Origin of the sequence: Corynebacterium endometrii (genome assembly GCF_004795735.1) — a bacterium.
GTDB classification, from domain to species: Bacteria; Actinomycetota; Actinomycetes; order Mycobacteriales; family Mycobacteriaceae; genus Corynebacterium; species Corynebacterium endometrii.
This window is the reverse complement of the sequence record NZ_CP039247.1, coordinates 308,199-333,378: the sequence shown is the minus strand read 5'-3', so window position 1 is coordinate 333,378 and position 25,180 is coordinate 308,199. Positions and strand designations below refer to the sequence as shown.

17 protein-coding genes are annotated in these 25,180 nt (G+C 63.7%); 7 read left to right on the top strand and 10 right to left on the bottom strand.

Features of this window, described 5'->3' with window-relative positions; genetic code table 11:
• Positions 1-39 precede the first annotated feature (39 nt).
• The 3 genes from CENDO_RS01440 (at position 40) to CENDO_RS01430 (ending at position 12,208) form a co-directional block, all read left to right on the top strand.
• Positions 40-1,770 carry a long-chain-fatty-acid--CoA ligase gene (locus tag CENDO_RS01440; protein WP_136140449.1) on the top strand — a complete coding sequence of 577 codons (1,731 nt, stop codon included), beginning with the start codon at positions 40-42 and terminating at the stop codon, positions 1,768-1,770.
• 683 nt (positions 1,771-2,453) lie between these two features.
• On the top strand, positions 2,454-11,588 hold the full coding sequence (locus tag CENDO_RS01435) for a type I polyketide synthase (RefSeq protein ID WP_136140448.1): 9,135 nt from the start codon (positions 2,454-2,456) through the stop codon (positions 11,586-11,588).
• Positions 11,589-11,668: 80 nt separating this feature from the next.
• Entirely contained in the window at positions 11,669-12,208 is a 540-nt protein-coding gene (locus CENDO_RS01430; RefSeq protein ID WP_136140447.1) for an META domain-containing protein, read from the top strand.
• Positions 12,209-12,293: 85 nt separating this feature from the next.
• Here the strand turns inward: CENDO_RS01430 and CENDO_RS01425 are convergent, their stop codons facing one another.
• On the bottom strand, positions 12,294-13,490 hold the full coding sequence (locus CENDO_RS01425; protein ID WP_136140446.1) for a YihY/virulence factor BrkB family protein: 1,197 nt from the start codon (positions 13,488-13,490) through the stop codon (positions 12,294-12,296).
• A gap of 143 nt (positions 13,491-13,633) precedes the next feature.
• Between CENDO_RS01425 and CENDO_RS01420 the strand changes: the two genes are divergently transcribed.
• A complete protein-coding gene (locus tag CENDO_RS01420; protein WP_136140445.1) occupies positions 13,634-14,119 on the top strand; it encodes an S-ribosylhomocysteine lyase in 486 nt (161 codons plus the stop codon).
• Positions 14,120-14,289: 170 nt separating this feature from the next.
• Here CENDO_RS01420 and CENDO_RS01415 read toward each other — a convergent pair whose 3' ends face one another.
• Complete coding sequence (locus tag CENDO_RS01415) at positions 14,290-15,408, bottom strand: UDP-N-acetylmuramate dehydrogenase (protein ID WP_136140444.1); 1,119 nt, start codon at positions 15,406-15,408, stop codon at positions 14,290-14,292.
• A gap of 24 nt (positions 15,409-15,432) precedes the next feature.
• Here CENDO_RS01415 and CENDO_RS01410 point away from each other — a divergent pair, with 24 nt between their 5' ends.
• The 3 genes from CENDO_RS01410 (at position 15,433) to CENDO_RS01400 (ending at position 17,642) form a co-directional block, all read left to right on the top strand.
• The gene (locus tag CENDO_RS01410) at positions 15,433-15,924 is read left to right on the top strand and encodes a DUF2505 domain-containing protein (RefSeq protein WP_136140443.1); all 492 of its coding nucleotides are present in this window, start codon (positions 15,433-15,435) and stop codon (positions 15,922-15,924) included.
• Between the two features lie 33 nt (positions 15,925-15,957).
• Positions 15,958-16,773 carry a class I SAM-dependent methyltransferase gene (locus tag CENDO_RS01405; protein ID WP_136140442.1) on the top strand — a complete coding sequence of 272 codons (816 nt, stop codon included), beginning with the start codon at positions 15,958-15,960 and terminating at the stop codon, positions 16,771-16,773.
• A 62-nt stretch (positions 16,774-16,835) separates the two neighbouring features.
• Entirely contained in the window at positions 16,836-17,642 is an 807-nt protein-coding gene (locus tag CENDO_RS01400; protein WP_136140441.1) for an LmeA family phospholipid-binding protein, read from the top strand.
• 17 nt (positions 17,643-17,659) lie between these two features.
• On the opposite strand, the gene CENDO_RS01395 is transcribed toward CENDO_RS01400, so the two are convergent.
• From CENDO_RS01395 to CENDO_RS01360, 8 genes are all read right to left on the bottom strand, one after another.
• Complete coding sequence (locus tag CENDO_RS01395; RefSeq protein ID WP_210726553.1) at positions 17,660-18,244, bottom strand: hypothetical protein; 585 nt, start codon at positions 18,242-18,244, stop codon at positions 17,660-17,662.
• 76 nt (positions 18,245-18,320) lie between these two features.
• Entirely contained in the window at positions 18,321-18,632 is a 312-nt protein-coding gene (locus CENDO_RS01390; RefSeq protein ID WP_136140440.1) for a DUF2516 family protein, read from the bottom strand.
• A 10-nt stretch (positions 18,633-18,642) separates the two neighbouring features.
• Positions 18,643-19,173, bottom strand: coding sequence for a CGLAU_01105 family protein (locus tag CENDO_RS01385; RefSeq protein ID WP_136140439.1), 531 nt, complete (start codon positions 19,171-19,173; stop codon positions 18,643-18,645).
• A 14-nt stretch (positions 19,174-19,187) separates the two neighbouring features.
• Positions 19,188-20,462: a DUF445 domain-containing protein gene (locus CENDO_RS01380; protein ID WP_246014400.1), complete on the bottom strand. Its 1,275-nt coding sequence runs from the start codon at positions 20,460-20,462 to the stop codon at positions 19,188-19,190.
• Positions 20,463-20,794: 332 nt separating this feature from the next.
• A complete protein-coding gene (locus CENDO_RS01375; RefSeq protein WP_136140437.1) occupies positions 20,795-21,166 on the bottom strand; it encodes a hypothetical protein in 372 nt (123 codons plus the stop codon).
• A gap of 46 nt (positions 21,167-21,212) precedes the next feature.
• Complete coding sequence (locus CENDO_RS01370) at positions 21,213-21,962, bottom strand: succinate dehydrogenase/fumarate reductase iron-sulfur subunit (protein WP_136140436.1); 750 nt, start codon at positions 21,960-21,962, stop codon at positions 21,213-21,215.
• On the bottom strand, positions 21,963-23,981 hold the full coding sequence (locus CENDO_RS01365) for a fumarate reductase/succinate dehydrogenase flavoprotein subunit (protein WP_136140435.1): 2,019 nt from the start codon (positions 23,979-23,981) through the stop codon (positions 21,963-21,965). It abuts the gene before it with no gap.
• Positions 23,982-24,007: 26 nt separating this feature from the next.
• Positions 24,008-24,769, bottom strand: coding sequence for a succinate dehydrogenase cytochrome b subunit (locus CENDO_RS01360; RefSeq protein ID WP_136140434.1), 762 nt, complete (start codon positions 24,767-24,769; stop codon positions 24,008-24,010).
• Positions 24,770-25,180 lie beyond the last annotated feature (411 nt).

The following is a 25,180-nucleotide window of genomic DNA, read 5'->3' as shown; positions in this document are numbered from 1 at the left end:
ATAATAGTTCCACTTGCAAAATATACGGAAGGGTAAGTTATGACCTCAGCAGCCTCCGCCTTCGAATCCAAGGCCTGGCTAGATAGCTACGCCGAGTGGACCCCCCACTCCTTGGACCTGGGTAATGACACGCTGGTTGACTCTTACAATGCGAACCTGGCCAAAAATGCGAATAAGTCCGCCACCTGGTTCTTTGGCCGCCAGCAGACCTACGCCGAGCTCGACGCCCAGGTCAAGGCCGCCGCCGCGGGCCTCAAGGCCTTTGGCATCCGCCCGGGCGATAAGGTGGCGATAGTCCTGCCTAATTGTCCGCAGCACATCGCGGCCTTCTACGCGGTGCTCAAGCTGGGCGCCGTGGTTGTGGAGCATAACCCGCTCTACACGGCGCACGAGCTGGAAGGCCTCTTCAAGGACCATGGCGCCCGCGTGGTCATCGGCTGGGACAAGGCCACCGAAGTCTTTGAGCACCTGCGGGAGACCACCCAGCTGGAAACCGTCATTTCCGTCAACATGGTAGAGGCCATGCCCCGCCTGCAGCAGCTAGCGCTCAAGCTCCCCCTTCCCCCAATCAAGGAAAAGCGGGCCCAGCTTACCGGCGATGCGCCGAACACTGTCCCATGGAACACGCTGCTATCCAAGGCAATCGGCGGCCAGGATTTCACCCCGTCCTATCTCCCCACCAAGGATGACACCGCCGTCATCCTGTACACCTCCGGTACCACCGGCGCGCCTAAGGGCGCGGAGCTGAGCCACGGCAACATCATGTCCAACATCAAGATGGGTGAGGTTTGGGTGCCTGAACTGGGCCAGCACGATGAGCGCATGCTGGCCGCGCTGCCCATGTTCCACGCCTATGGCATGACCCTGATTGCCGGCCTGGCGGTCTACATCGGCGGCGAGATGGTGTTGCTGCCGGCCCCACAGGTCCCGCTCATCATGGACATCATGAAAAAACACACGCCTACCTGGATCCCGGGCGTGCCTACGCTGTACACCAAGATCATCGATGCCGCGAAAGAACAAAAAATTGAGATTCGGGGCATCCGCGCCTCCCTATCCGGTGCGGCCGCGCTCCCGGAGTCCACGGTCAAGGAATGGGAGCAGCTGACCGGCGGCCTGCTAGTCGAGGGCTATGGGCTTACCGAAACATCCCCCGTCGTCGTGGGCAACCCTATGTCCAACGCCCGCCGCCCGGGCTATATTGGCATCCCCTTTCCCAACACGCTCGTGCGGATTGCCAACCCGGAGAATTTAGATGAGACCCAGCCCGATGGCGTGGAAGGCGAGCTCCTTGTCAAGGGGCCACAGGTGTTCAAGGGCTACCTCAACAACCCGCAGGCCACTGAGGACGCATTCCATGACGGCTGGTACCGCACCGGTGACATGGCGGTGATGGAATCAGACGGCTTCATCAAGATCGTCGCCCGCATCAAGGAAGTCATCATCACCGGCGGCTTCAACGTCTACCCTGCCGAAGTGGAAGACGCCATCCGCGACCACCCGGATGTGGAAGACGTAGCGGTGGTTGGCCGCCCACGCCCGGACGGTTCCGAGGACGTCGTAGCCTGCGTCACCCTCCGTGACGGCGCGGCCTTAGATCCAGAAGGCCTCAAGGCACACGCCCGTGAGCGGCTTACCCGCTACAAGGTCCCACGCACCTTCTACCACTTTGATGAGCTGGCCGCTGACCAGCTCGGCAAGATTCGCCGCCGCGAGGTTCAGGCAGACCTTTTGGAGCTCCTGAAGAGCAATAAGGCACAGCGTCAATAGACACTGGTTCACCCCAGAGCACCCCTATTCCCCACTCCCCGGTAACCCCCAAAACAGCCCGCCCCCATGCAACGAAGAAACCGCGGCCGCGCGGCCGGATTGGAGCGGTCATCCGCGTGCTCGAAGAGGCCGTGAGCCAGCTTGCCGCCGCGAGCCAGCTTGCCGCCGCGGCAAAGGCCTGGGCGGGGCCGGTTACGCCATCATCGCCACGGGCATGAAGCCTGCTTCGCGGAGTCCGGCCCGGACGGCATTGCTGCAAACAGGATAGAAAAGCTCTTCCCCTCCCTATCCTTTACCCAGGGTCCGCGTACCCAGGATTTCCCCCAAATCCCAAAAGACTGATCGCAAACAACCTACACCAACCACATTCGCCCGGTTTCAGCGCAAATGCCGGGTGAAATTCTTGGTGTCGGTCGTTTGCGATCAGTCTTTTATCGTTTTCGCCCTCATCCCGCTCCCCGTGATACAAATCACAACTTTCAATAAACCCCCTGCCACCTCGGGCGAAATCGACAAAACGTGAATAAATCCTCACGTTTTGGCCACATGGTCTTAAAACTAACCCGCACGTAGGCTACCGTGGCCCCATTCGCGAAAAACTTCTCTGTGCCTAAATACAAGTTGGCCAAAAGTAAATTTCCGCGCGAACGCATACGCCCCACAATCCGATGAGGTAGACCTACATGTCCTTGACCCCGCTGCTCACCATGACCACCGAGCAGAACCGTCCGGCCGTCCTCTTTGCTGGCCAGGGTTCTTCCTGGCAAAAGGCAATCGCGGACGCCGCCGCAACCCACCATGCCGCTTCCCGCCTCAAAAGCCTGCTGGAGCGCGCCCGCCAGCTCACCGGCCCCGTGGCCCGAACCATTGCGTCAACCTGCCCGGGCGTCTTTGAGCGACTCGAGCAGCTCATAGACACCAAGCCCGGCGCGACACCGGAAACCGACGCGGCGGATGTGTACCCGGCCGTCTCCATCCCGGGAATCGTGCTCGGTCAGATTGCCGCCATCGATCAGCTTCGGGATCTGGGCCTGCCGCTCAGCCCGGAGACCACGGACTTCGCCGGCCATTCCCAGGGCTGCCTGGGCGTTGCCGCAGTAGAGGATCCTGAGCACGCGTTGGCGTTGGCCGTGCTGATGGGCACGGCGGCGTCGGTGGTGCATGGGGCGTCCGATCCGCGCCCGCACATGCTCTCCGTGCGCGGCCTGGACCGCGCGACCCTGGCATCGCACCTGTCCGGCGAGGCGGCGATCGCCGTGGTCAACGGCCGCACTCACCACGTGCTGGCCGGAACGCCGGAGGATCTTCAGGCCTCCCAATCCGCGCTCGAGGCCGCCGCCGCGGCGCACAACAAGCAACTGGAGTCCCGCTCCCGTGGCGGCGATGAGCTCTCACCACTTTTCGATGCCCTGCCGGTCGCCCTGCCCTTCCACCACACTTCCCTAGCCGAGGCGGCGCAGCTCACCACCGAGTGGGCCGCGCTGTGCGGCATCACCCTGAAGTCTGCCTCCGCCCGCGAGCTGGCGGAAGCAATCCTGGTCGACCCGCATGATTGGCCGGCGACCCTGGGCGCGCTCGAAGCCACCCACTTACTGCCGCTGGACCGCGGCCTGGCCAAGCTCACCGCGTCCGCCACCGCGGGCACGGGCAAGGTCATCGTTCAGGCTGCCACCCCGGCCGAGCGTGACCAGCTGGCCACCCCGGGCGCCGAGCTGCCCGCGCCCCGCTCCTACCAGGACTTCGCACCGCGCCTGGTGTCCATCGGCGGCAAGCAATTTACGCAGACCCGCTTTTCCGACGTCACCGGCCTGTCCCCCATCATCCTCGGCGGCATGACGCCCACCTCCGCCGACGGCGAGATTGTGGCCGCCGCCGCCAACGCCGGCTACTGGACCGAAATGGCCGGTGGCGGCATGTACTCCGATGAGGTCTTCGCGGAGCACAAGAACAACCTCATTGAGCACCTTCAACCGGGCCGCACCGCGCAGTTCAACACCATGTTCTTCGACCGCTACCTGTGGAACCTGCACTTTGGACAGGCCCGCATAGTGCCCAAGGCCCGCGCCGCCGGCGCACCGTTTAACGGCGTGTGCATCTCCGCCGGCATCCCGGAGGTCGAGGAGGCCACCCAGCTGATTGCCCAGCTCACCGAGGACGGCTTCCCATACATCGCATTCAAGCCGGGCACGGCTAAGCAGATACGCGACGTTCTGGCCATCGCGCGCGCCAACCCGAATTTCCCGGTCATCGTCCAGGTAGAGGACGGCCACGCCGGCGGCCACCACTCCTGGGTCAACCTCGATGACATGCTGCTCGATACGTACGCGGAGGTCCGCGAGCATGGCAATGCGCTGCTAGCCGTGGGCGGCGGCATCTACTCCCCGGAGCGCGCGTCTGAGTACATCACCGGTTCCTGGTCTGAGCGTTACGGCGTTCCCGCCATGCCGGTGGATGCCGTCTTCATCGGCACGGTGGCAATGGCCACCAAGGAGGCCAAGGCCACCGATTCCGTCAAGGACCTGCTGGTCAACACGCCCGGCATTTCGCCGGACTCGAATGGCGGCTGGGTTGGCCGCGGCACCGGGACCAATGGCGTGGCCTCGTCCCAGTCCCACCTGCTGGCCGATATCCACGACCTGGACAACTCTTTCGCCGCCGCCTCCCGCCTCATCACGTCCCTTGACAGCGACGAGTATGAAGACAAGCGCGATGAGATCATCGCGGCTCTGAACAAGACCGCTAAGCCGTACTTCGGCGACGTTGAGACCATGACCTACGCGGAGTGGGTGGAGCGCTTTGTCGAGCTGGCCCACCCCTTCCACGATCCAACCTGGGATGACCGCTTCTTCGACCTGCTGCACCGCGTCGAGGCCCGCCTGCACCCAAGCGATCACGGCGAGATTCACACTCTTTTCCCGGACATAGAGGAGGTCGCCGACGCGCCCGAGATGGCCCGGCGCCTGCTCAACGCCTACCCGGCGGCACGCACAACCACCGTTTCCCCGCGTGACGCCGCGTGGTGGATTTCACTGCACTACAAGCACGTCAAGCCTATGCCCTGGGTCCCCGCCATCGATGGCGATCTTAAAGTGTGGTTCGGCAAGGACACCCTCTGGCAGGCCCAGGATGAGCGTTACACCGCCGACCAGGTCCGCATCATCCCGGGACCGGTCGCCGTGGCCGGAATTACCAAGAAGAACGAGCCGGTCGCTGAACTCCTGGGCCGCTTCGAAGCCGTGTCGACTCGCAAGCTCGTCGACGAAGGCGCAGAGGCTGAAGAGCTCTTCTCCCGCCTGGCTTCCGCCAAGGACGCCAAGGCCTACATTAAGTCCGTCCCCACCATCCAGTGGCACGGTCACCTCATGGCCAACCCCGCCTACGAGATGGATGATGACGCCTATCAGCTTGAACAGGACGCGGACGGCAACTGGAACATTGTCATTCACTCCGATTCCTACTGGGACAACCTCCCAGAAGATCAGCGCCCGTTCTATGTGAGGTCCGTGACCGTCCCTTTGGATCTGCCCGCGGGCGTCGCCACGGGTGGCTCCCCCGTGGTCTCCGACGAGCGCCTGCCGGAATCCGTCTTCGCCCTGCTCGAGGGCCTAGCGGGCGTGGGCTCCACCTCCGAGACCGGCGATGCCATTACCGAGATGCCGGTCATCACCCCGGGCTCGGAGTCCCCCGAGGCGCCGTTCGGCACCGCCGAGTACTCTTTTACCCTGCCGAAGTCCCTGCTGGCCGCCCACACCAACGTCACCGGCGCCGGCCTGGGCAGCGCCTCGGCCAGCGGCGCGACCCACGCGCCCGTAGGAACCCCTGACGCCCTGGTGGGCCCATGCTGGCCAGCCATCTACGTGGCCTTGGGTTCGGGCAAGCTTGATTCCGGTTACCCGGTCATCGAGGGGCTGCTCAACGCGGTCCACCTGGACCACCTCATCGAACTGCGAGTCCCGCTCGAGGAACTCGCTGACGGCCGCCGCATCGACGTGACCTCCAAGTGCACGGGCATCGATGAGTCCGCCTCCGGCCGCATCGTCACCGTGGAACTCGAACTGCGCGACGCCGCGAGACCCGACGGAACCCTCGGCGACATTGTCGCCACCCAGGTTCAGCGTTTCGCCATCCGCGGACGCGCTAACGGCACCGCCACCCCAACTCCTGCACCAGAGTGGGGTGGCGGCAAATACTCCACCAAGGTGGAGCCAACCCCTCGGTCCTTCGTGGACCGCGCCACCGTCACCGCGCCCGCAGACATGACCCCGTTCGCCCTAGTCTCCGGTGACTATAATCCGATCCACACCTCCTACAACGCGGCCCAGCTGGTCAACCTGCAGGCCCCCTTGGTCCACGGCATGTGGCTGTCCGCCACGGCGCAACACCTCGCGGGCAAGCATGGCCGCGTGGTGGGGTGGACCTACTCCATGTACGGCATGGTGCAGCTCAACGATGAGGTTGAAATCACCGTAGAGCGCGTGGGCCGCACCGGCATCCACGCGGCCCTCGAGGTCACCTGCCGAATCGACGGTGAGGTGGTCTCCCGTGGCCAAGCGCTCATGGCGGAACCCAAGACCGCCTACGTCTACCCGGGCCAGGGCATCCAGGCTGAGGGCATGGGCCGCGGTGACCGCGACGCGTCCCCAGCGGCCCGCGAAATCTGGCGCCGCGCGGACAGGCACACCCGCACCAACCTGGGCTTTAGCATCCAGCGCATCATTGATGAAAACCCCACCGTTATCGAGGTGCGCGGCACCACCTTCCGCCACCCGCAGGGCGTGCTGCACCTAACGCAATTTACCCAGGTAGCTCTGGCCGTGGTTGCCTACGCCCAGACGGAGCGCCTGCGCGAGGCGAACGCCCTGGCCTCCGGCGCCCTCTACGCCGGCCACTCCCTGGGCGAATACACCGCGCTGGCCTCCCTGGCCAACATCTTTGACCTCGAATCCGTCATTGACATCGTCTACTCCCGCGGCTCCGCGATGGGCGGACTGGTCGAACGCGACGAGCAAGGAAACTCCAACTACGGTATGGGGGCTCTGCGCCCAAACCTGGCCGGCATCGCCGCCGAGGACGTGCAGGCATTCGTCGACGGGGTCGCCGAAGAATCCGGCGAGTTCCTGGAGATTGTCAACTACAACATCGCCGGCCAGCAGTACTCCATCGCCGGCACCAAGGCCGGCTTGAAGGCCCTGGAAGACAAGGCCAACGGCATCGCCCCGCGAGCCTACGTGGCAGTTCCGGGCATCGATGTCCCGTTCCATTCCAAGGTCCTGCGCGATGGCGTTGCCGCCTTCGCCGACAAGCTGGACGAGCTCCTTCCCGAGACCCTCGACCTCGACGCCCTAGTGGGCCGCTACATTCCCAACCTTGTAGCCCGCCCATTTGAACTGACCCAGGAGTTCGTGGACGCCGTGGCCCCACTGGCACCGTCCGGCAAGCTGGATGGCCTGCGCGTCGATGAATTCGCCGCCGATGATCCCGGCCGCCACGCCCTGGCGCGCCTGCTGATGATAGAGCTACTGTCCTGGCAGTTCGCCTCCCCCGTGCGCTGGATTGAGACCCAGGAGTACCTCTTCGGCGAGGTGGAGCAGATTGTGGAGGTCGGCCTGGCATCGTCGCCAACCCTGACCAACCTGGCTAAACGCTCCATGGAGGTTGCGGGCGTTGACCTGCCAGTCTTCAACGTCGAGCGCGACCAGGACCAGGTCATGCTGCAGGACACCGTCGCCGCGCCGGCCGTCGAAGAACCAGAAGCGGAAGCTGACACCCCAACAGCCTATGCTCCGGCAGCCGCCCCTGCGGCAGAAGCACCGGCTGCACCTGCTGCGGAAACCCCGGCAGCCGCAACCCCGGCGGCTCCCGCTGCCACCGGCGGCGGTTCCGGCGCCGACGCTCCGGACCTGCCATTCAAGGCGGCCCAGGCCATCATGGTTCTCTTCGCTTTCCAGAACAAGATCCGCATCGAGCAAATCAACGATTCTGACACCGTGGAAGAGTTGACCAATGGCGTATCGTCCCGTCGTAACCAGCTGCTGATGGACATGTCCGCCGAAATCGGCGTGCCGGCCATCGATGGCGCTGCCGATGCTGACGTGGCCACCCTGCGTGAGCGAGTCAACACCGCAGCTCCTGGCTATTCCGCGTTCGGCGGTGTTATCGGCGAAGCCGTGACCGCGCGCCTGCGCCAGCTGACCGGTGCTGCCGGCGTCAAGCCTGCCTACGTCGGCGAGCGCGTGACCGGCCCATGGGGTCTGCCAGCATCCTGGACCGCCCACGTTGAAGCGGAAATCCTGCTGGGCACCCGCGATGAAGACTCCGTTCGTGGCGGCAGCCTGAACACCGTTCCGGCATCCGCGTCTTCCAAGGCTGACGTTGATGGCATCATCGACGCCGCAATCCAGAACGTTGCGGCTGCCAACGGCACGTCCGTTTCCATGAACTCCGGCGGCGGCGCTGGTGGCGGCGGAGTCGTCGACTCTGCAGCCCTGGATGCCTACGCAGATACTGTGACCGGCCCAGACGGCGTTCTGGCTACCGCGGCTCGTCAGGTTCTGGCCCAGCTTGGCCACATCGAAGAGGGCGCAGAGTTTGAAGCACCAGACACCACCCTGTTCGACGCCGTCGAGGCCGAGCTCGGCCCCGGCTGGGTCAGGACCGTCGCCCCCGCATTCAACGCAAAGCGCGCGGTGCTGTTCGACGACCGCTGGGCTTCCGCCCGCGAAGACCTGGCCCGAGTCGCACTTGGCGAGCTCGACCTGCCGGTTGCCCGCTTCAAGGGCACCGGTGAGACCGTAGCTAAGCAGGCCGCATGGTGGGCCGCCAACGGTGGCGAAGGCGACTTGGCTGCTATTGCGGAGGCGGCACGGGGTGCCTCGGAAGGTGAATATGCCAAGGACGTCGCGCTGGTCACCGGCGCCGCCCCTGGCTCCATCGCCACGGCCCTGGTTGAGCGCCTGCTGGAAGGCGGCGCGACCGTCATCATGACCGCGTCGAACGTGTCCCAGTCCCGTAAGGAATTCACCCGCACACTCTACGCCGCGCACGCCGCTCCCGGCGCGGCCCTGTGGGTTGTCCCTGCGAACCTGAGCTCCTTCCGCGACGTCGATGCACTCATCGACTGGATCGGCACCGAGCAGAAGGAATCCGTCGGCAACGAGGTCAAGATCACCAAGCCTGCGCTGGTTCCAACCCTGGCATTCCCATTCGCAGCACCGTCTGTATCCGGCTCCCTGGCCGACGCCGGCGCGCAGGCGGAAAACCAGGCCCGCCTGCTGTTGTGGTCTTTGGAACGCACCATCGCGCGGCTGTCCGAGCTCGCCCAGAACGCCGTCGACACCCGCACCCACATCGTGATTCCGGGTTCCCCGAACCGCGGCACCTTTGGTGGCGACGGCGCCTACGGTGAGACCAAGGCCGCGCTGGACGCCATCGTGAACAAGTGGTCCTCCGAGGCCGGCTGGCCGGATGGCGTCACCCTGGCCCAGGCCAAGATCGGCTGGGTCTCCGGCACCCACCTCATGGGCGGCAATGACGCGCTCATACCAGCCGCCGAGGCAGCGGGAATCCACGTCTGGACACCAGAAGAAATCAGCTCCGAACTCATGGACCTGGCATCTGCGGAGAACCGCGCCAAGGCGGCCGAGGCTCCTTTGCACAAGGACCTCACCGGTGGCCTGGACGACGCCGGTGTCTCCATCTCCGAGCTGGCACGCACCGCTGACCTGGGCGGCCAGGCCGCGGACTCTTCCGAGTCTGCGTCGGCACCGACCATCCAGGCGCTGCCTAACCCAGTCTGCGTTGAGCAGCCCGGTGGCATCGAGGTAGGAGAGGTCACCACCCCGCTTGATGACATGGTGGTCATCGCCGGCGTGGGCGAGGTGTCCTCCTGGGGTTCCGGACGCACCCGCTTCGAGGCCGAGTTTGGCCTGCAGCGTGACGGCACCGTCGAGATGACCGCCGCCGGCGTCCTGGAACTGGCATGGATGACCGGCCTTGTGCGCTGGTCCGAGGATCCACACCCGGGCTGGTATGACGCTAACGGCACCGCCGTTGCCGAGGAAGACATCTACGAGCGCTTCCGCGATGAGGTGGTGGCCCGCTCCGGCGTGCGCACCCTGACGGACAAGTACCACCTTAAAGACCAAGGCTCTATCGACCTGACCACGGTATTTTTGGATAGGGACATTACGTTCACGGTGGCGTCGGAAGCTGAGGCGAGCGACATAGCCGCCGCCGACCCTGACATGACCCGCATCCGCGAGGCCGACGGCGAGTGGGAGGTCACCCGCCTCAAGGGCGCCACCGCCAGGGTCCCACGCAAGGCGACCCTTACCCGCACCGTTGCGGCCCAGATGCCCGATGATTTCGACGCCGCAAACTGGGGCATCCCAGCAAACATGCTGGACTCCCTGGACCGCATGGCGGTGTGGAACCTGGTCACCGCGATCGACGCGTTTACCCAGGCCGGCTTCAGCCCGGCGGAGCTGCTGAAATCCATCCACCCGTCCCAGGTGGCGACCACGCAGGGCACCGGCATCGGCGGCATGGAGTCCCTGCACAAGGTCTTCGTCACCCGCTTTTTGGGTGAGGAACGCCCGTCTGACATCCTGCAGGAGGCGCTGCCAAACGTGATCGCCGCGCACACCATGCAGTCCCTGGTGGGTGGCTACGGCTCCATGATCCACCCGATCGGCGCGTGCGCCACCGCGGCCGTCTCCATCGAGGAGGGCGTGGACAAGATCGCCCTGGGCAAGGCTGACGTGGTTGTGGCCGGCGGTATCGATGATGTTCAGGTCGAATCCCTCACCGGTTTTGGTGACATGAACGCCACCGCAGAGACGGCGAAGATGACCGCGCAGGGCATCGACAACCGCTTCATCTCCCGCGCGAATGACCGCCGACGCGGCGGCTTCCTCGAGGGCGAGGGCGGGGGCACCGTTCTCCTAGTGCGTGGCTCCTTGGCCCGCGAGCTGGGACTGCCCGTCTACGCCGTGGTGGCCCACGCGGCCTCCTATGGCGATGGCGCCCACACCTCCATCCCGGCCCCCGGCCTGGGTGCGCTGGGAGCGGGCCGCGGCCGCGAAAACTCGAAGCTCGCTCAGGGACTTCGCGGGCTGGGGCTGACCCCGAACGACGTGTCCGTCCTGTCCAAGCATGACACCTCCACCAACGCCAATGACCCCAATGAGTCGGAATTGCACTCCATATTGTGGCCAGCCATTGGCCGCGACGCCGACGAGCCGCTATTCGTCATCTCCCAGAAGACGCTCACCGGCCACTCCAAGGCGGGCGCGGCGCTGTTCCAGACCGGCGGCATCATCGATGTCTTCCGCACCGGGCGCATCCCGGCGAACGTGTCCCTGGACTGCGTGGATCCGCTCATCGAGCCAAAGGCCAAGAATTTAGTCTGGCTTCGCTCACCGCTCGATCTGCAGGCCGCCGGCCGAAGCATTAAGGCCGCCGCCCTGACCTCCCTGGGATTCGGACACGTGGGCGCGCTGCTGGTCTACGCCCACCCCGGCGTCTTCGAGGCGGCGATTGAGCAGCAGCTGGGCAGCCACGCTGCCCAGGACTGGAAAAAGCGCGCGTCCCAGCGACTGGCCGCCGGTGCCGCCCACTTCGAGGCCGGCATGCTGGGCCGCGAGCAGCTGTTCACCGCCATCGAGGGCCGGCGCCTGCCGCGCCGCTCTTGGAACGGCGCGGCGACAGCCGAAGTTGAGGGATACGGCCGCGTCTCCGCGGACAAGGCGGCCGAGATCGCCCTGCTGCTCGACGGCGACGTACGCCTGACCGAGGACGGCACCTTCCCAGCCGTCTAACCACCTCTCCCGGCCCACTCGGGACCTAGCAATTTCCTCGCCGCGCCCCGGAGTCACCATTTCCTACTAGACTCCGGGACATGAAGAGGTTTGCGTTTACTACACACGATTCCCCGGCCGGTATCGCTCGCGGCGCGGTGGTGGTTATCGGCGCCATCCTGGTGGTCGCGGGGCTGGCGTTCGCGTGCGTCTACCCGCGCGCCAACGCGACGGTGGGCCTGACGGACTCGAGCTCGGCGGGCCCGGACGGTGCCGTCCACGGCGAGGCGCCGGATGGACTCCGCGCCCTCACGGAGGCCCAGGCCACCACCCTGCCCGGAACGTCCTGGCGCTCCGCCGAGGCTCCCGAAAGCACCGGCGTGGAATTCGGCGCGGACGGATCCTTGCTGGTTTACACCCCGTGCAACAACATCTCGGCGGATTATGCCATCACCGGCGGCCGCCTGGAGGTCGGCGAGCTTCGGAGCACCAGGATGGCCTGCCCTCCGGAGGCCTCGCGCGTAGAGCGCGAGCTCGCGGAATTCTTCGCCGCCAACCCGCGAGTCTTCCTCGGCGCGGACGCGACGCTGTGGCTTACCGCCGACGGCCGTTCGCTCCAGTTTCTAAGCGGGCAGCTGTAAGGCCCGCTACCAGGGACGGCCCGGGGCGGCCCGGGGTGGCTAGTGCCAGGCGTTTGTGGATTCGACCCGCAGATTCCTAGGTGGCTTAGTTGTCCGTCCGCTCGGCAGGGGTGCCGGCCGCGGTAAACCGGGGCTGCTGGTTCTGGCGGGCCTCCGCCTCTTGCTCCTCGCCGGTCCTCGCCACGCTGGAGGAATGCTCCTCGATGGTCTGCTGGGCGCGGGCCTGCGCCTGCGCGGCCACATCGCTACGCGGCGGGGCCTGAATGTAACGCTCTGACGGCATGCCGCGCTGCAGTTCCTTGGCGCGCAGAACCTCCGCATCCAGCTTCACGCCCACGACCAGGCCGATGTTAACCGCCCACACCGCGATGATGAGCGTCATGACGGTGGAGATCGCCCCATAGGCGGACGTGCCCGCGAAGTAGGTCAGGTACAGCCCGAACAGCGCCCAAGAAGCGACAGACACGGTAAGCGCCACGATGGACCCCAGCGTTATCCAGCGGAAGCGCAGGGGCTTCACATTCGGCGCGTAGTGGTACAGCAAAGCGATAAGCGTGAGCACCACGATCACGGTCACAGGGAAGCGCAGCCAATCCCAGATGGGCAGGAAGATATCGAGCATGTAGTCCACGAAGCCCTCGACGCCCAGCGGGCGGGCAATAGGCACGATGATCCCATTGACCACCGTGTCGCGCAGCAGGTTCGCGAAGAGCACCAGCACGCCGCCCACGACCAGCATCAGGGTCAGGCCCCACATCATGGCCCAGGTGCGGATGATGCCGCGGCCCTCAACGCGACCATAAACCATGTTCGCGGTGCGGGAGAAGGCGCGCACGTAACCGGAGGCCGAGAACAGGGAGATGAGCACGGAGATAGTCAGCGCCCAGGCGCCCTCGGCCGCGGAGCCCACGATGCCGGCGACCACCTGGTTGGCGTTATCCACCAGGGAATCAGGCACGAAATCCGCGATGAATTGATCCGTGAGCCTCTCCACGTCGCTACGTCGGGAGGCAAAAAGCAGCGTGGCTACCGAATAAGCCGCCAGCACGGTGGGGGCAAACGCCAGCAGGGAGAAAAACGTCATCGTGGCGCCACGGTCCATGAGCGCGTCGAACCAAAAATCCGTCCACACGCGCTTGAATACCAACTTCCACGAGCGACCGCTCAAGCGATTCGAGCGGCTAAGCGGGTTATTGTCCTCGGAATATTCCTGGACAGGAAGCATCTTGGAGCTATGCGTGGGCACGATTACGTGCGAATTACCCTGGTCCGGTTTGGTCATGGGTTTCAGACTAGCTTAATGCCAGCTAAATCCCGGCGCCCGGGTGGCCGATGGCAGCAGATTATTCGCGTACGAACTGTGTAAAGGCCTCGGGTTTGCGGTGGCGGGCCTTGCCAAGGGCCGGGCCCAGTAGACTGGCAGCCATGACTGACAAGAATTCACACCAGGGCAAGGAAAAGACCAATGTGGAGTCCTTTGAGCTGGACCACCGCTTGGTCAAGGCCCCGTACGTGCGTGTCGCCGGCCGCACGGACTTGGGCGGGGGTGTCACCGTCATCAAGTATGACCTGCGCTTCTGCCAGCCTAATAAGGAACACCTCGATACCGAGGCGCTGCACTCCATCGAGCACATGATGGCCAACTACATGCGTGATTACACCGATAAGCTCATCGGCTTTGCCCCCATGGGCTGCCGCACCGGTTTTTATGCGATTACGAACGGCATGGAGCAGGACGAACTCCTCTACGCGCTGGAAAACGCCCTCAATGACATCCTCAACGCCACCGAGGTCCCCGCGGCCAACGAGGTGCAGTGTGGTTGGGGCGCCCATCACTCCCTCGAGGGCGCGCAGGCCGCCGTGAGGGAGTACCTCGCGAAGAAGGACGAATGGCTCGAGGTGATGGCTTAAAGGGCCAGGCCCCGGCAGGCGCCGGCTGGCCCCAGTTGCCCCGGCTGGCCCCGGCTGGCCCCGGCCAAAAGCTAAATGACTGATCGCAAACGACCTACACCAAGATAATCGACCGGAAATCCGGCCAAAATCCCAACGGTTTTCTCGGTGTAGGTCGTTTGCGATCGGTCTTATGGCGTTTCGGCGGTTTCGATACTAAGCCCCAGCCACACCGGCTCCGGCTCAAGCACCACGCCAAACGCGCGCGCAACGCCGGCGCGAATGTCCCGGGCCAAGGCAACTACGTCCGCGGCGGCCGCCCCGCCGCGGTTCGTCAGCGCCAACGTGTGCTTCGTGGACAGGGTGGCCGGCCCGGAGCCCGGGTAGCCCTTGGCGAACCCGGCGCGCTCAATGAGCCAGGCGGCGGAGAGCTTGACCGTGTCATCGCCGCGGCCGGATGGGTGGCGCGGCATGCGGTCGGCATCATCGTCCCCGCGGGAGCTACGGACCGCGGCCTGGACGCGATCGGCCACGGACGGGTCAACGATGGGATTGGTAAAGAAGGAACCGGCGGACCATGTGTCATGGTCCGCGGCGTCTAGAACCATGCCTTTGCCGCGGCGCAGCTCGAGGACCTGGGCGCGGACGTCGGCAACGGGGCGGCGCTCGCCGGGGTCCTGGGTGAGCTGGCCGAAGCGGAGCGGGGAGGACAATCCGTCCGTGGTGAGCTGTAGTTCTATCTCCATAACCACCGCCCGTCCGGTGAACTTCAGGTTTGAGTAGCGGTAGGCAAGCTCCAGGGACTCGGCGGATACCCATTCGTCCGCGCCGGTCTCGCGGTTGTAGAGGCGTACCCGGGTCAGAGTGTCAGAGATCTCCGAGCCGTATGCGCCCACGTTTTGTACCGGGACCGCGCCGGCCTTTCCCGGGATGCCGGATAAACACTCGATGCCGCCCAGGCCGGCATCGACGGAGGCTTTGACCACGTCGTCCCAATCCGCGCCGGCCTGGGCGCGGAGCAGGCCGCCGCCCGCGTCGATGATCTCGTCGAATTCCATGGTGACGGCCACGACGTCAAGCTGGCCATCCGCGACCAGGAGGTTGGAACCGCCGCCGACGATGACCACGTCGATTCCGGCGGCGTCTAATTCGCGCACGGCGGACGCCAGCGCGGCGGGCGTGTGGCAGCGCACGGTGGCCCGCGGTTTTCCACCCACACGCAGGGTGGTTAGTTCGGCGAAGGTGGTCTCATGGTCAAGCTCCACGCCATCAATCGCTAAAAGATTTTGGGTCATAAATTCATCATGCACGTCTACCACGGTAGTCTGTATACCATGTCAACTCGTAGTGAATACACCGTAACTATCAACAAGCCTGTAGCCCAGGTACACCAGGCGTACTCCTCCCAGGATTACTGGTCCTTCCTCACCGCGAACCTGTCCGCAGAGCCGGGTCAGGTTCACGAGTTCGCAGGCGACAAGGCGACCCTGTTCGAGGTGCTGCCCACCACCATGCTTCCCGAGGCCGTGCGCGCCATGGTCTCCCAGGCGTTGAAGGTTAAGCGCGTTATCACCATCGGCGAGCTCAACGGTGAGACTGTAGCCATGCACTTTGACGCTGACGTGAAGGGCACCCCTGTGGCCTTCGGCGGGGATTTCACCCTGACCGGCGAGGGTGAGACCACCAAGGCTCACTACATCACCGACGTGACCGTCAACATCCCAATGATGGGCGCCGCCATCGAGCCAAAGGTTGGCGAGGCCTTGGGCGGCATCGCCGAGGAAGAGGCTCGCCTGACCGAGCAGTGGATCAACGAGAACCTGTAAAAGCCCCGCTTTTGCAGCATTCGCACTACTCTTATGGCCGATCACGCGCATAATCTGCGGGCAACCGCTAGCGGTGGTCGGCCTTTTGGCGTCATCACGCGCGGCACCACCAACATCAATCGCCTGCGCCGGTGTGACCGCTGGGTCGCGTCCCATCCGGCGATTCGCTCCCTCATGCGCTCGGTTCCGCAGCCGCTGGCGCTCGACGTGGGTTACGGCGCCTCCCACACCACAACCTGCGAGTGGGCGGGCTGGCTGCGCCGCGTCAATCCGGACGTGCGGGTTACGGGCCTCGAGATTGATCCGGAGCGCGTGCTGCCGCCGCGCGACGGCGTGACCTTTGAGCTCGGCGGGTTCGAGTTGGCCGGGTACCGGCCGCAGTTGGTGCGCGCATTTAACGTATTGCGTCAATATGACGTGGATCAGGTACCTCAGGCGTGGGAGTCGGTGTGTTCACGCTTGGCCCCGGGCGGGATGTTCATTGAGGGCACGTGCGATGAGCTGGGCCGCCGCTGCGCGTGGATCCTGCTCGACTCCCACGGTCCTAAGACCCTGACGTTGGCGTGGGATCCGTTTGATGTGGAGAGGCCGTCGGACATAGCGGAGCGCTTGCCCAAAGCCTTGATCCACCGCAACGTGCCCGGTGAGCGCATTTATGACCTGCTGCGGGCCGCCGATTCCGCGTGGGATAGGTGCGCCGGTTACGCCCCGTACGGCCCCCGGGTTCGATGGCGCGAGGCGCGAGCGCTTCTTGCGTCCGATGTCCCCCTCCACCCTGTCCGCCGACGCCTGCGCGATAACGTGCTCACCGTGGATTGGTCCACCGTGGCACCTGTGCGCTCCCTGTGAAACGTGGCTCCGAGATTCTAAACGGGTGGCATTCGCGGCGGTAATAGGACAAACTAGGACGCATGTCTGCTCAGAAAAGCCGGGGTTCCCGCGCGTGGAAGGCCATCCTCGGGATTGTCCTCGTTGTTGTCATTGTGCTTGTGATTATCGAATTTGGTTTGCGCTGGTTCTTGGGCCATCAGATGACCAAGGGCTTCGAGGAAGCTAACGCCGAGGAGGGGATCACCACCGAGGAAAAACCGGAAATTGGTTTTGGCTCCACCCCGCTGCTGCTGGGCCTGCTGGGCGGCAACATCCCCCAGATGACCATGGACACCCCGGATACGCTTGAGATAAATGGCGAGGAGATCCTGGGCCTGCCGGAGACCAAGGTAGAGATGAGGGAGATGACCCTGTCTGATAATCCGGTGGCCGGTGAACTCACCGCCACCACATACCTCCCGGATGAGTTCCTTCTGGCCGCCCTTCAGCAGGGCATGAGCGGGCAGGACAACCTGGGAGACCTGGGGGACCTAATCGTCACGGACATGCGCGCCGACGGCGATAAGGACACCATCGACGTAGAACTAGGCGGCGGCCTGGCCACTGTGGAGCTGCTCCCAAGCGCCGCGGACGGCGCGCTGGCGTTGGAGGCGAAGCGTTCCACCTTGTTCGGCATTGAGCTATCGCAGGAGGCAACCCAGACTGTCTCCGCCGCACTGACCGAGAGCCTCAAGAACCAGGTCCCGGGCGACCTTGCGCTCGACGATATACGCGTGGGCAGCGGCATCGTGGAGGTAACCGTCGTGGGAAACGATGTGCCCATTAAAGAACTAAGCAACCAGTTTGGCGGCGAGCAGACCGGCCAGGAGGCGGGCGAAACCACTTAAACGCATAACGGGCCGGACTAGCCGGCCGGGTGAGCCACCGCCGCTGCTCCTGCATTGAGCCAGGACGCGACGGTGGCTTCATCGCATGAATTGGGCGCTAGGACCACGGTGGCCAACGAGGTCTGCAGCGGGGTGGCCAGCTCGGCGGCTGGAACGATGACCCGGTCAAAGCCGGCGAGCTCAGCCGCGTGGGCGGCCCTGACGGCGTTCTGGGCGCCGGAAGCCGGGCACGGGGTGAACATGCCCAGCTCGACCGGCTCCGGGCACGCCTCGCGAATGGTGACCAAATCGGGGAGGAACTCCTCTACTTCATCCATGGCGTCATCGACGGAGACCCAGACCTCGGACGCGCCGGATTGCACGGCCAGGCGCGCCTCTGAGGCCTTGATAAGCCCGTGGTGACGCCCGGTGGGAAAGCCCGCTACGGAGATGATGTGCGTGGCTCCGCCCGCCTCGGCGGCTCCGATGTGCGTGGGGGCGACCACCACGCCCTGATACAGGCCGCTGTCCCCTTTAGCGGCTTCCCCCTCGACGATGCGGCGAACATCCGCCGCCTTGTGCCGCTCATCAACGAGCCACAGGTAGGTTTGGGATTTACTCATTATTAAGCCCTTCATTTACAACGTCAGCGTTTACAACTAAAGGCGCTGGGTTACCCCAACGCCTTCATTGTGATTTTTAGTAGCGATAATCGCCCCGGATCAGCCCCTGCAGGTGCGGGCGCACGTCAAACCAGTACACACCGGTAATCACGGCCGCGACCCACGGCAGAATCGGCAAGGGCAGGGTCAGCGAGACGAACAGGACCATCGCCGAGCCCATTAGCAGTGCGAACCACACCATCTTGGGCTTGCGCCCCGCGGCGTCAAACGCATCATCGCGCGTCATCACCGCGGTGATAGCCCCCGCGGCCGCGGCAATGGCGACCAACAGGTACAACACCATTTCAATGTAGGTGACCAAATTGAAAAGAATGCCAAGTGGTGTCATCAGTAGTTAGTTAGCCTTGCGTGTAGTCCTGATCAGTAGAGATAACTTCGCCGTCAATGATATCTGCCTTACCGGCAGTTTCCGAACCGTGGGCGCCTGAGGTGGTCTCCTCGGCCGCGGTCTTCTTGGCCTCCCGGTTTGCCTTGGCGGTGCCGTATGCCTCGGCTAGGCCGGCGCGCGTGGTTTTGGCGGCCTCGCCAATGCGCTCCTTGGCCTCAGCGAACTGTGGGGTCTGGGACGTAGCCTCTGCGGCGCGCAAGACGGAACTGCCCAGGTCCTTGGCGATAGCGGTGGCCTTGTTCAACAGGGAGTCCTTGCCCGTGGCCTCGGCCCCGGTGGACTGGGCCGCGGATGCGAAACCCGCGGCCTCGGCCTGGGTGGCCTCGCGGTCCTCGCGCAGACGCTGGCTGAACTCCTTGGCCACGCCGGCCGCTGAGGTCCCCGCGTTCTTCAGGGATTCTAGGGGTTCACGGAGCGAGTCCATGACAGAGTCCTTCTTAGGATCCTGGGCATCGGTGTGCGGGTTATTAGCGTCAGTCATTTGTAATTCAACTCCTAGATTCCAAAAATAATATGGTTTACAGCATAGATAACTAATCCCGCGAGCGCGCCCACAACCGTTCCGTTGAAGCGGATGTACTGCAGGTCCTTGCCTACCATCAGCTCTATCTTGTCCGAGGCCTCTTCCGCATCCCAGCGCTGCACAGTTTCCGAGATTATGCTGGTCACTTCGCCGGAATAGTTATCCGCCAGGAACCTCACCGTGGACTGGATCCGCCTGTCGAGGCTGGCGCGCAACTGCGGATCCCGCTGAATGTTAGTCCCCCACTCGATGCACAGCGAAGCGACCTTGGACCGCAGCATGGACGTGGAGTCCTCCGCCTGGCCGATGATGGCTGCGGCCAGGCGCTTCCACATCGCGGCCGAGGCGCCCTGCACGGGAGTCGAGCCCATAATGTCCCGCTTGATGGATTCTACGCGTTCAACCATCGCGGGATCCTCTTGGAGGTCCCGGGCGAACTGGGACAAACCGCGACGGATGGCGCGGCGGGCCTCGTGATCCTTATTGAACTTGACCTCCGTGGCCCAGTTGACCAACTCCCGGTAGACCTTCTCCCCCACCAGGGACTTAGCGAACCGCGGGGCCCAGGCCGGCATGCGCTCATCGATGGTGGTGACCACCACGTCCTCCATGGTCAGCACCCTGGCGTGGGACCAGTTGATGATCTCATCCACGACGGGTTCCACCTTGCCGTCATCGATGAGGCCCTCGAGCAGGCGGCCGGCGGGCGGACCCCATTCCGGCTCCGCCAGGCGGTCAATGAGCTGGGACTGAATCACGGCCTCGGCATCGGCAGGCTTGATGGCCCGCACGGCATTGGCGGTGAGCTTGCCGGCCTCGTGCGATACCTTCAGCGCATTATCTGGCTCGGCGAGCCAATGGCCAATCTTCTGGGCGACGTTAGCCTTGGAAACCTTCTCCGTAATCAGCTCCGCGTTGAGAAAGTTATCCCCAATGAACCCGGAGAGCTGCTCGCCCACCTGATCCTTCTTATTGAGCACCAGTGCGGTATGGGGGATGCGCAGGCCTAGCGGGTAGCGAAACAGCGCGGTTACCGCGAACCAGTCCGCCAGGCCGCCCACCATGCCGGCCTCGGCGGCTGCGCGGATGTAGCCCACTATGATGGGCGCGCCGCCCGGTTGGTTCTGCCACCAGGAACATCCCAGGAAGATGGCCGCGGCCATAATCAGCAGGCCGGTGGCGATGCGCTTGTACTTCTTTAGCTGGCGGCGACGCTCCGCCTCCACCTCGGGGCTGGGACTGGGCATGGCGCCAGCAAGAAAGCCCCCGGCGGAGGGGGCAAGCTCGCGCCCCGACGCGGCCGAGTCCTGCGGCTGCTCAAGTATTTCTAAACGGTGTTTTCCCATGATTGTTCCATTATCACCCAGTTGCGGCGCGCATGGGATCGCTGTGCGTGAACCCCCGGATGTGAAGCCACGGAATTCGGGGGCCATTCGCCGCACCCACCGTTAAATAAAACACCTTTTAACGGGGGTAAAACTTATCAAGGCCCCGCCTCCCGGGTGGGAGACGGAGCCTTGACGGAGGTGAGCTTTACCGCATCCGCCGCGGGGGCGTCCACGCGGCGGGGGAAGGAAGCTTAGTTATAACGACCGGTTTCCTTGCGGTACGCGTGGTACCCCTTGCGGCCGACCTTGACCGTAACGATCGCTGCAATCGCAATGACAACCGTGAGGATAGCACCCACAATAATCAGGGTATCTGCGTACTGTGCAGAGGTGCCGAACGGGTAAATCTTGGCTGCAGCACCAAAGGTCAAAGTGCCGATAGCAGGCAGAATGCCCAGAATCAGGCCCATGCCAACCCAGGTAATGGTCTTCAGAAGGGAGGAGTGTGGGGCCTCGTAGGAGACCACATCGTAGCCCTCGATGTAACCGTCTTGGATCTTCGCAGAGTAAACCGGGTAGGTCTCGCTTGCGTGGTCCGCAACTGCGTTGGTGTTATCGCTCATGGCTGAAACTTTCTCTCGTTCCTTATTGCTCTTATACGACTATATCCTAGTCGGCCTTGCCGCGGAGAGCCGCGCGAGCGCGCTCCTTGGTCACGGCGCTTACCGCGGTCAGCGGAACGCCTGCAGGGCAGACATCCGCGCACTCACCGTAGAGGGAGCAGTGGCCGAAGTTGGTCTCAAGCTCATCGACCATAGCCTTGGCACGCTTGCCGCGCTCCTCCTTGCCCAGTGGCATGAGGGAGAGGTGAACCAGCTTCGCACCGGTGAACAGGTGGGCCGCGCCGTTAGGGCACGCCGCAACGCATGCGCCACAGCCGATGCAGGCCGCGTGATCCAGGGCGAACTCGGCGGTCTGGTGGTTCAGGTGCAGGGTATCAGCGTCCGGAGCGGTACCCGCGTCCATGGAGACGTAGCCGCCCTTCTGCATCACCTGGTCAAGGGCTACGCGGTCAACGACCAAGTCCTTGATTACGGGGAAGGCATTGGAACGGAATGGCTCCAGCTTAATCTTTGCGCCATCTTCGAACTGGAACAGGCGCTGCTGGCATGCCGGGGTGTTCTGGCCGGGACCGTGGGGGCGGCCGTTGACGACCAGGCCACAGGTACCGCAGATACCCTCGCGGCAGTCGGAAGCGAACTGGAACGGCTCCTTGCCGGCCTCGATAAGGCCGTCATTGACGTGGTCCAGGAGCTCCAGGATGGACATTTGCTCGGCTGCATCGTCGACCTGAACGGTCTCAAATGCGCCGTCTTCGGTTGGTCCGGCCTGACGCCAGATCTCAAGTGTCAGTTTCATTTACTTGTAGTTCCTTGTCATGAGCGGGATTGAATCGAAGTACAGAGGCTCTGCGTGGCGGATGAACTCGCCCTCGTTCTCGCCTGGCTCCCAAGCGGAAACGAAGCACCAGTTCTCATCGTCACGCTCTGCCTCGCCGTCCTCGGTGAGGTGGTCATCGCGGAAGTGGGCGCCACAGGACTCGTCGCGGTCAAGCGCGTCGACGCACATGAGCTCGCCCAAGTCGATGTAGTCCGCAACGCGCAGGGCGTACTCCAGGACCTGGTTCATGTCATCGGCGGAGCCTGGAACACGAACGTTAGCCCAGAAGTCGGCGCGCAGCGCGCGGATCTTCTCGATGGTGGACTTCAGGTCCTCGATGTTACGCGCCACGCCGCAGCCGAAGTACAGCAGGTCGCCCAGCTGGCGGTGGTAGTACGCGGGGCCGTGTGGATCCTCGCCGCGGATGTTCATGATGCGGTCGATGCGGGCCTGAGCGCGCTCAACGGCGGCCGCTGCCTCGGCGGAATCCTCGGACAGCTTCTCCTCGCCCAGGTGCTTCGCCAGGAAGTTAGGGACGGTGAACGGCAGGGTGAACCAGCCGTCGACGGAAGCGGACAGGAGGGAGTTAGCGCCCAGGCGGTTTGCGCCGTGGTAGGTCCAGGAGCACTCACCGGCGGCGAACAGGCCGTCGAGGGAGGTCATCTCGTTGAAATCGGTCCACAGGCCACCCATGGTGAAGTGGCAGGTAGGCGCGATGCGCATCGGCGTGGTGTATGGGTCCTCGCCAATGGCCTCCTCATACATCGCGAACAGGTTGGAGTAACGCTCGCGAATGGTGTCCTTGCCGAGTCGCTCGATTGCGTCGCGGAAGTCCAGGTAAGCGGAGTTATGCAGCGGGCCTACGCCGAGGCCCTTGTTGATCTGCTGGGAGATGGCGCGGGACGCAACGTCACGCGGCACAAGGTTGCCGAACGCTGGGTAACGACGCTCCAGGAAGTAATCGCGCTCTTCTTCCGGAATGGTGTTTGGATCGCGGTCATCATTTGGCTCGATTGGGGACCAAATGCGGCCATCGTTACGCAGGGACTCAGACATCAGAATGGTCTTAGACTGCCACTCGGAGTTGACCGGAAGGCCGGTTGGGTGGAACTGCACGAACGCCGGGGAAGCAAGGTATGCGCCCTGCTCGTAGGCGCGCATCATGGCGCCGGCGTTGGAGTTCTTTGCCAGCGTGGACATGTGGTACACGTTGCCGTATCCGCCGGTACCCATGACTACGGCGTTGCCGGTGAATGCCTTGAGCTCGCCGTTGATCAGGTTGCGGGTGACAATGCCGCCCACGCGCTTGCGACCATTGTCCTCGTAGGTGATGAAGTCCTGCAGATCGTGGTGACGGAAGATCTCCACGTTGCCCAGGCCAATCTGGCGGTAAAGCGCGGACGTGGTGGACAGCTGCAGCTGCTGGCCGGTTTGACCGCGGGTGTAGTAGGTGCGGGATACCTGCACGCCGCCGAAGGAACGGGTAGCCAGGGTGCCGCCGTACTCACGGGCGAAAGGAGCGCCGATCGCGTTCATGTGGTCGATTACGCGGCCGGACTCCATGGCCAGGCGCCAGCAGTCAGACTCGCGGCAGCGGTAGTCGCCGCCCTTGACGGTGTCCTTCGCGTGGCGGTAGGAGGAGTCATTATCCACCTTCTTGGAACGGGAGGAGTTCACACCACCCTGCGCAGCGATGGAGTGCGCGCGACGCGGAGAGTCGTGGTAGGTAAATACCTTCACGTTGTAGCCCAGCTCGCCCAGGGACGCGGCGGCCGCGCCGGCGGACAGACCGGTGCCCACAACGAGGACGGTGAACTTGCGGCGGTTCAGAGGGGAAACGAGCTCCAGGTTGTGGTCCTTCTGCCAGGTCCACATGTCCTTCATTGGGACGCCGTGAGGCTCGTTGGATTCCAGGATCGAACCAGCGGTAACGCCAGGAACGATGGACTGTGGGTGCGAGAAGTTCGGGTGCTCGCGCTTCAGTTCAGTGTTAGTCATGAATTCAAACTTTCCAATCAGTCCGGCTACAGGGTTACCCAGCCAAGGGCTACGGACAGAGGCAGGATGATGTTGCCGATGGTGACAACAGCAGGAATCACGTATGCCAGTACTACGAAGACCTGGCGCCACTTCTTGCCGGTGATACCCAGGTCAGAGGCGGCGAGCTTGATGCCGTGGGTCAGGTGGAAGAAGAGGGCAACCATTGCCAGCACGTAGAAGATCGTGACCGGCCAGCGGCTGAACGTCTCGATCATGTTGGCCTTGACGGAACCATGCACGAAGCCCTCAGGGGCTGCTGGCGCAACGCCCATAGTCAGGTCGAGCAGGTGGAAGACGATGAACAGCAGCAGGAAGATGCCGGTAAACAGCATGGTCTTCGTGGCGAAAGAGTCAACGCCGCCCATCAGGTTGGTGCGGGAGAACTTGCCGCGGGAGCGCTTGGAACGGCCGTGCAGGGCAACCGCGCCGTAAATGTGGGCAATAATCGCAACGAGCAGGACAATGCGGATAGCCCACAGAGCGGTACCGGCGGGCAGGATTGGCTCGCCCATGGTGCGCAGGAAGTGGCCGTACTTGTCGATCGGGTTCTGGCCATCCTCGTAAGGGGCGGAGTAGATCTTCAAGTTACCGGCCATGTGGCCTACAACGAACATTGCAAAGAGCAGGCCCGTGATGGCCATTACCAGCTTCAGCGCCCACGTTGGGACGGATGGCTTCTCGCGCAGCGATTCGTTAGTGATGTAGCCGTGAGCAATTGCCTCACGGTCTGGATTTCTTACAGTCATGACACCTCCATAGTCGGTATTACCTTACGCACCAGCCGCCACAGGTAACCACTCAAATACGGACCTTTTTCATGCCGCTAGCCAGCTTCCCCCCAAGGAATTCACAGCTTTTAGGTTAGGGTAACCTTAACCCTCCCCAGAGAAACCCCCTATAAGCACGTCAACCGCCATTTATGCAACACGTGTGTTGTCTAATTTCCGGCCAAATGTGACGTTTATCACCGAAGCCTGTCCGCGTGAAGTTTTTACCCCAATATGTGTCAAACTTTCGCCGGATCCCGCCAATTCCAGCTCCGCCCAGGGCGAATTTCCTCCGGATATTTTCTCCCCTACCCACCCCCGTAACCATTGCTTTTTATCCACTCGCCCGTAGATTCACATCAAGTTTGCAAAATCGGTGTTAAAGATTTA

Coding starts and splice junctions, on each gene's coding strand:
- CENDO_RS01405 (WP_136140442.1), top strand. CDS start 15,958: ATGGCCGATCACGCGCATAATCTGCGGGCAACCGCTAGCGGTGGTCGG.
- CENDO_RS01395 (WP_210726553.1), bottom strand. CDS start 18,244: ATGAGTAAATCCCAAACCTACCTGTGGCTCGTTGATGAGCGGCACAAG.
- CENDO_RS01420 (WP_136140445.1), top strand. CDS start 13,634: ATGACTGACAAGAATTCACACCAGGGCAAGGAAAAGACCAATGTGGAG.
- CENDO_RS01360 (WP_136140434.1), bottom strand. CDS start 24,769: ATGACTGTAAGAAATCCAGACCGTGAGGCAATTGCTCACGGCTACATC.
- CENDO_RS01365 (WP_136140435.1), bottom strand. CDS start 23,981: ATGACTAACACTGAACTGAAGCGCGAGCACCCGAACTTCTCGCACCCA.
- CENDO_RS01385 (WP_136140439.1), bottom strand. CDS start 19,173: ATGACTGACGCTAATAACCCGCACACCGATGCCCAGGATCCTAAGAAG.
- CENDO_RS01400 (WP_136140441.1), top strand. CDS start 16,836: ATGTCTGCTCAGAAAAGCCGGGGTTCCCGCGCGTGGAAGGCCATCCTC.
- CENDO_RS01435 (WP_136140448.1), top strand. CDS start 2,454: ATGTCCTTGACCCCGCTGCTCACCATGACCACCGAGCAGAACCGTCCG.
- CENDO_RS01440 (WP_136140449.1), top strand. CDS start 40: ATGACCTCAGCAGCCTCCGCCTTCGAATCCAAGGCCTGGCTAGATAGC.
- CENDO_RS01375 (WP_136140437.1), bottom strand. CDS start 21,166: ATGAGCGATAACACCAACGCAGTTGCGGACCACGCAAGCGAGACCTAC.
- CENDO_RS01410 (WP_136140443.1), top strand. CDS start 15,433: ATGTCAACTCGTAGTGAATACACCGTAACTATCAACAAGCCTGTAGCC.
- CENDO_RS01425 (WP_136140446.1), bottom strand. CDS start 13,490: ATGACCAAACCGGACCAGGGTAATTCGCACGTAATCGTGCCCACGCAT.
- CENDO_RS01370 (WP_136140436.1), bottom strand. CDS start 21,962: ATGAAACTGACACTTGAGATCTGGCGTCAGGCCGGACCAACCGAAGAC.
- CENDO_RS01390 (WP_136140440.1), bottom strand. CDS start 18,632: ATGACACCACTTGGCATTCTTTTCAATTTGGTCACCTACATTGAAATG.
- CENDO_RS01380 (WP_246014400.1), bottom strand. CDS start 20,462: ATGCCCAGTCCCAGCCCCGAGGTGGAGGCGGAGCGTCGCCGCCAGCTA.
- CENDO_RS01430 (WP_136140447.1), top strand. CDS start 11,669: ATGAAGAGGTTTGCGTTTACTACACACGATTCCCCGGCCGGTATCGCT.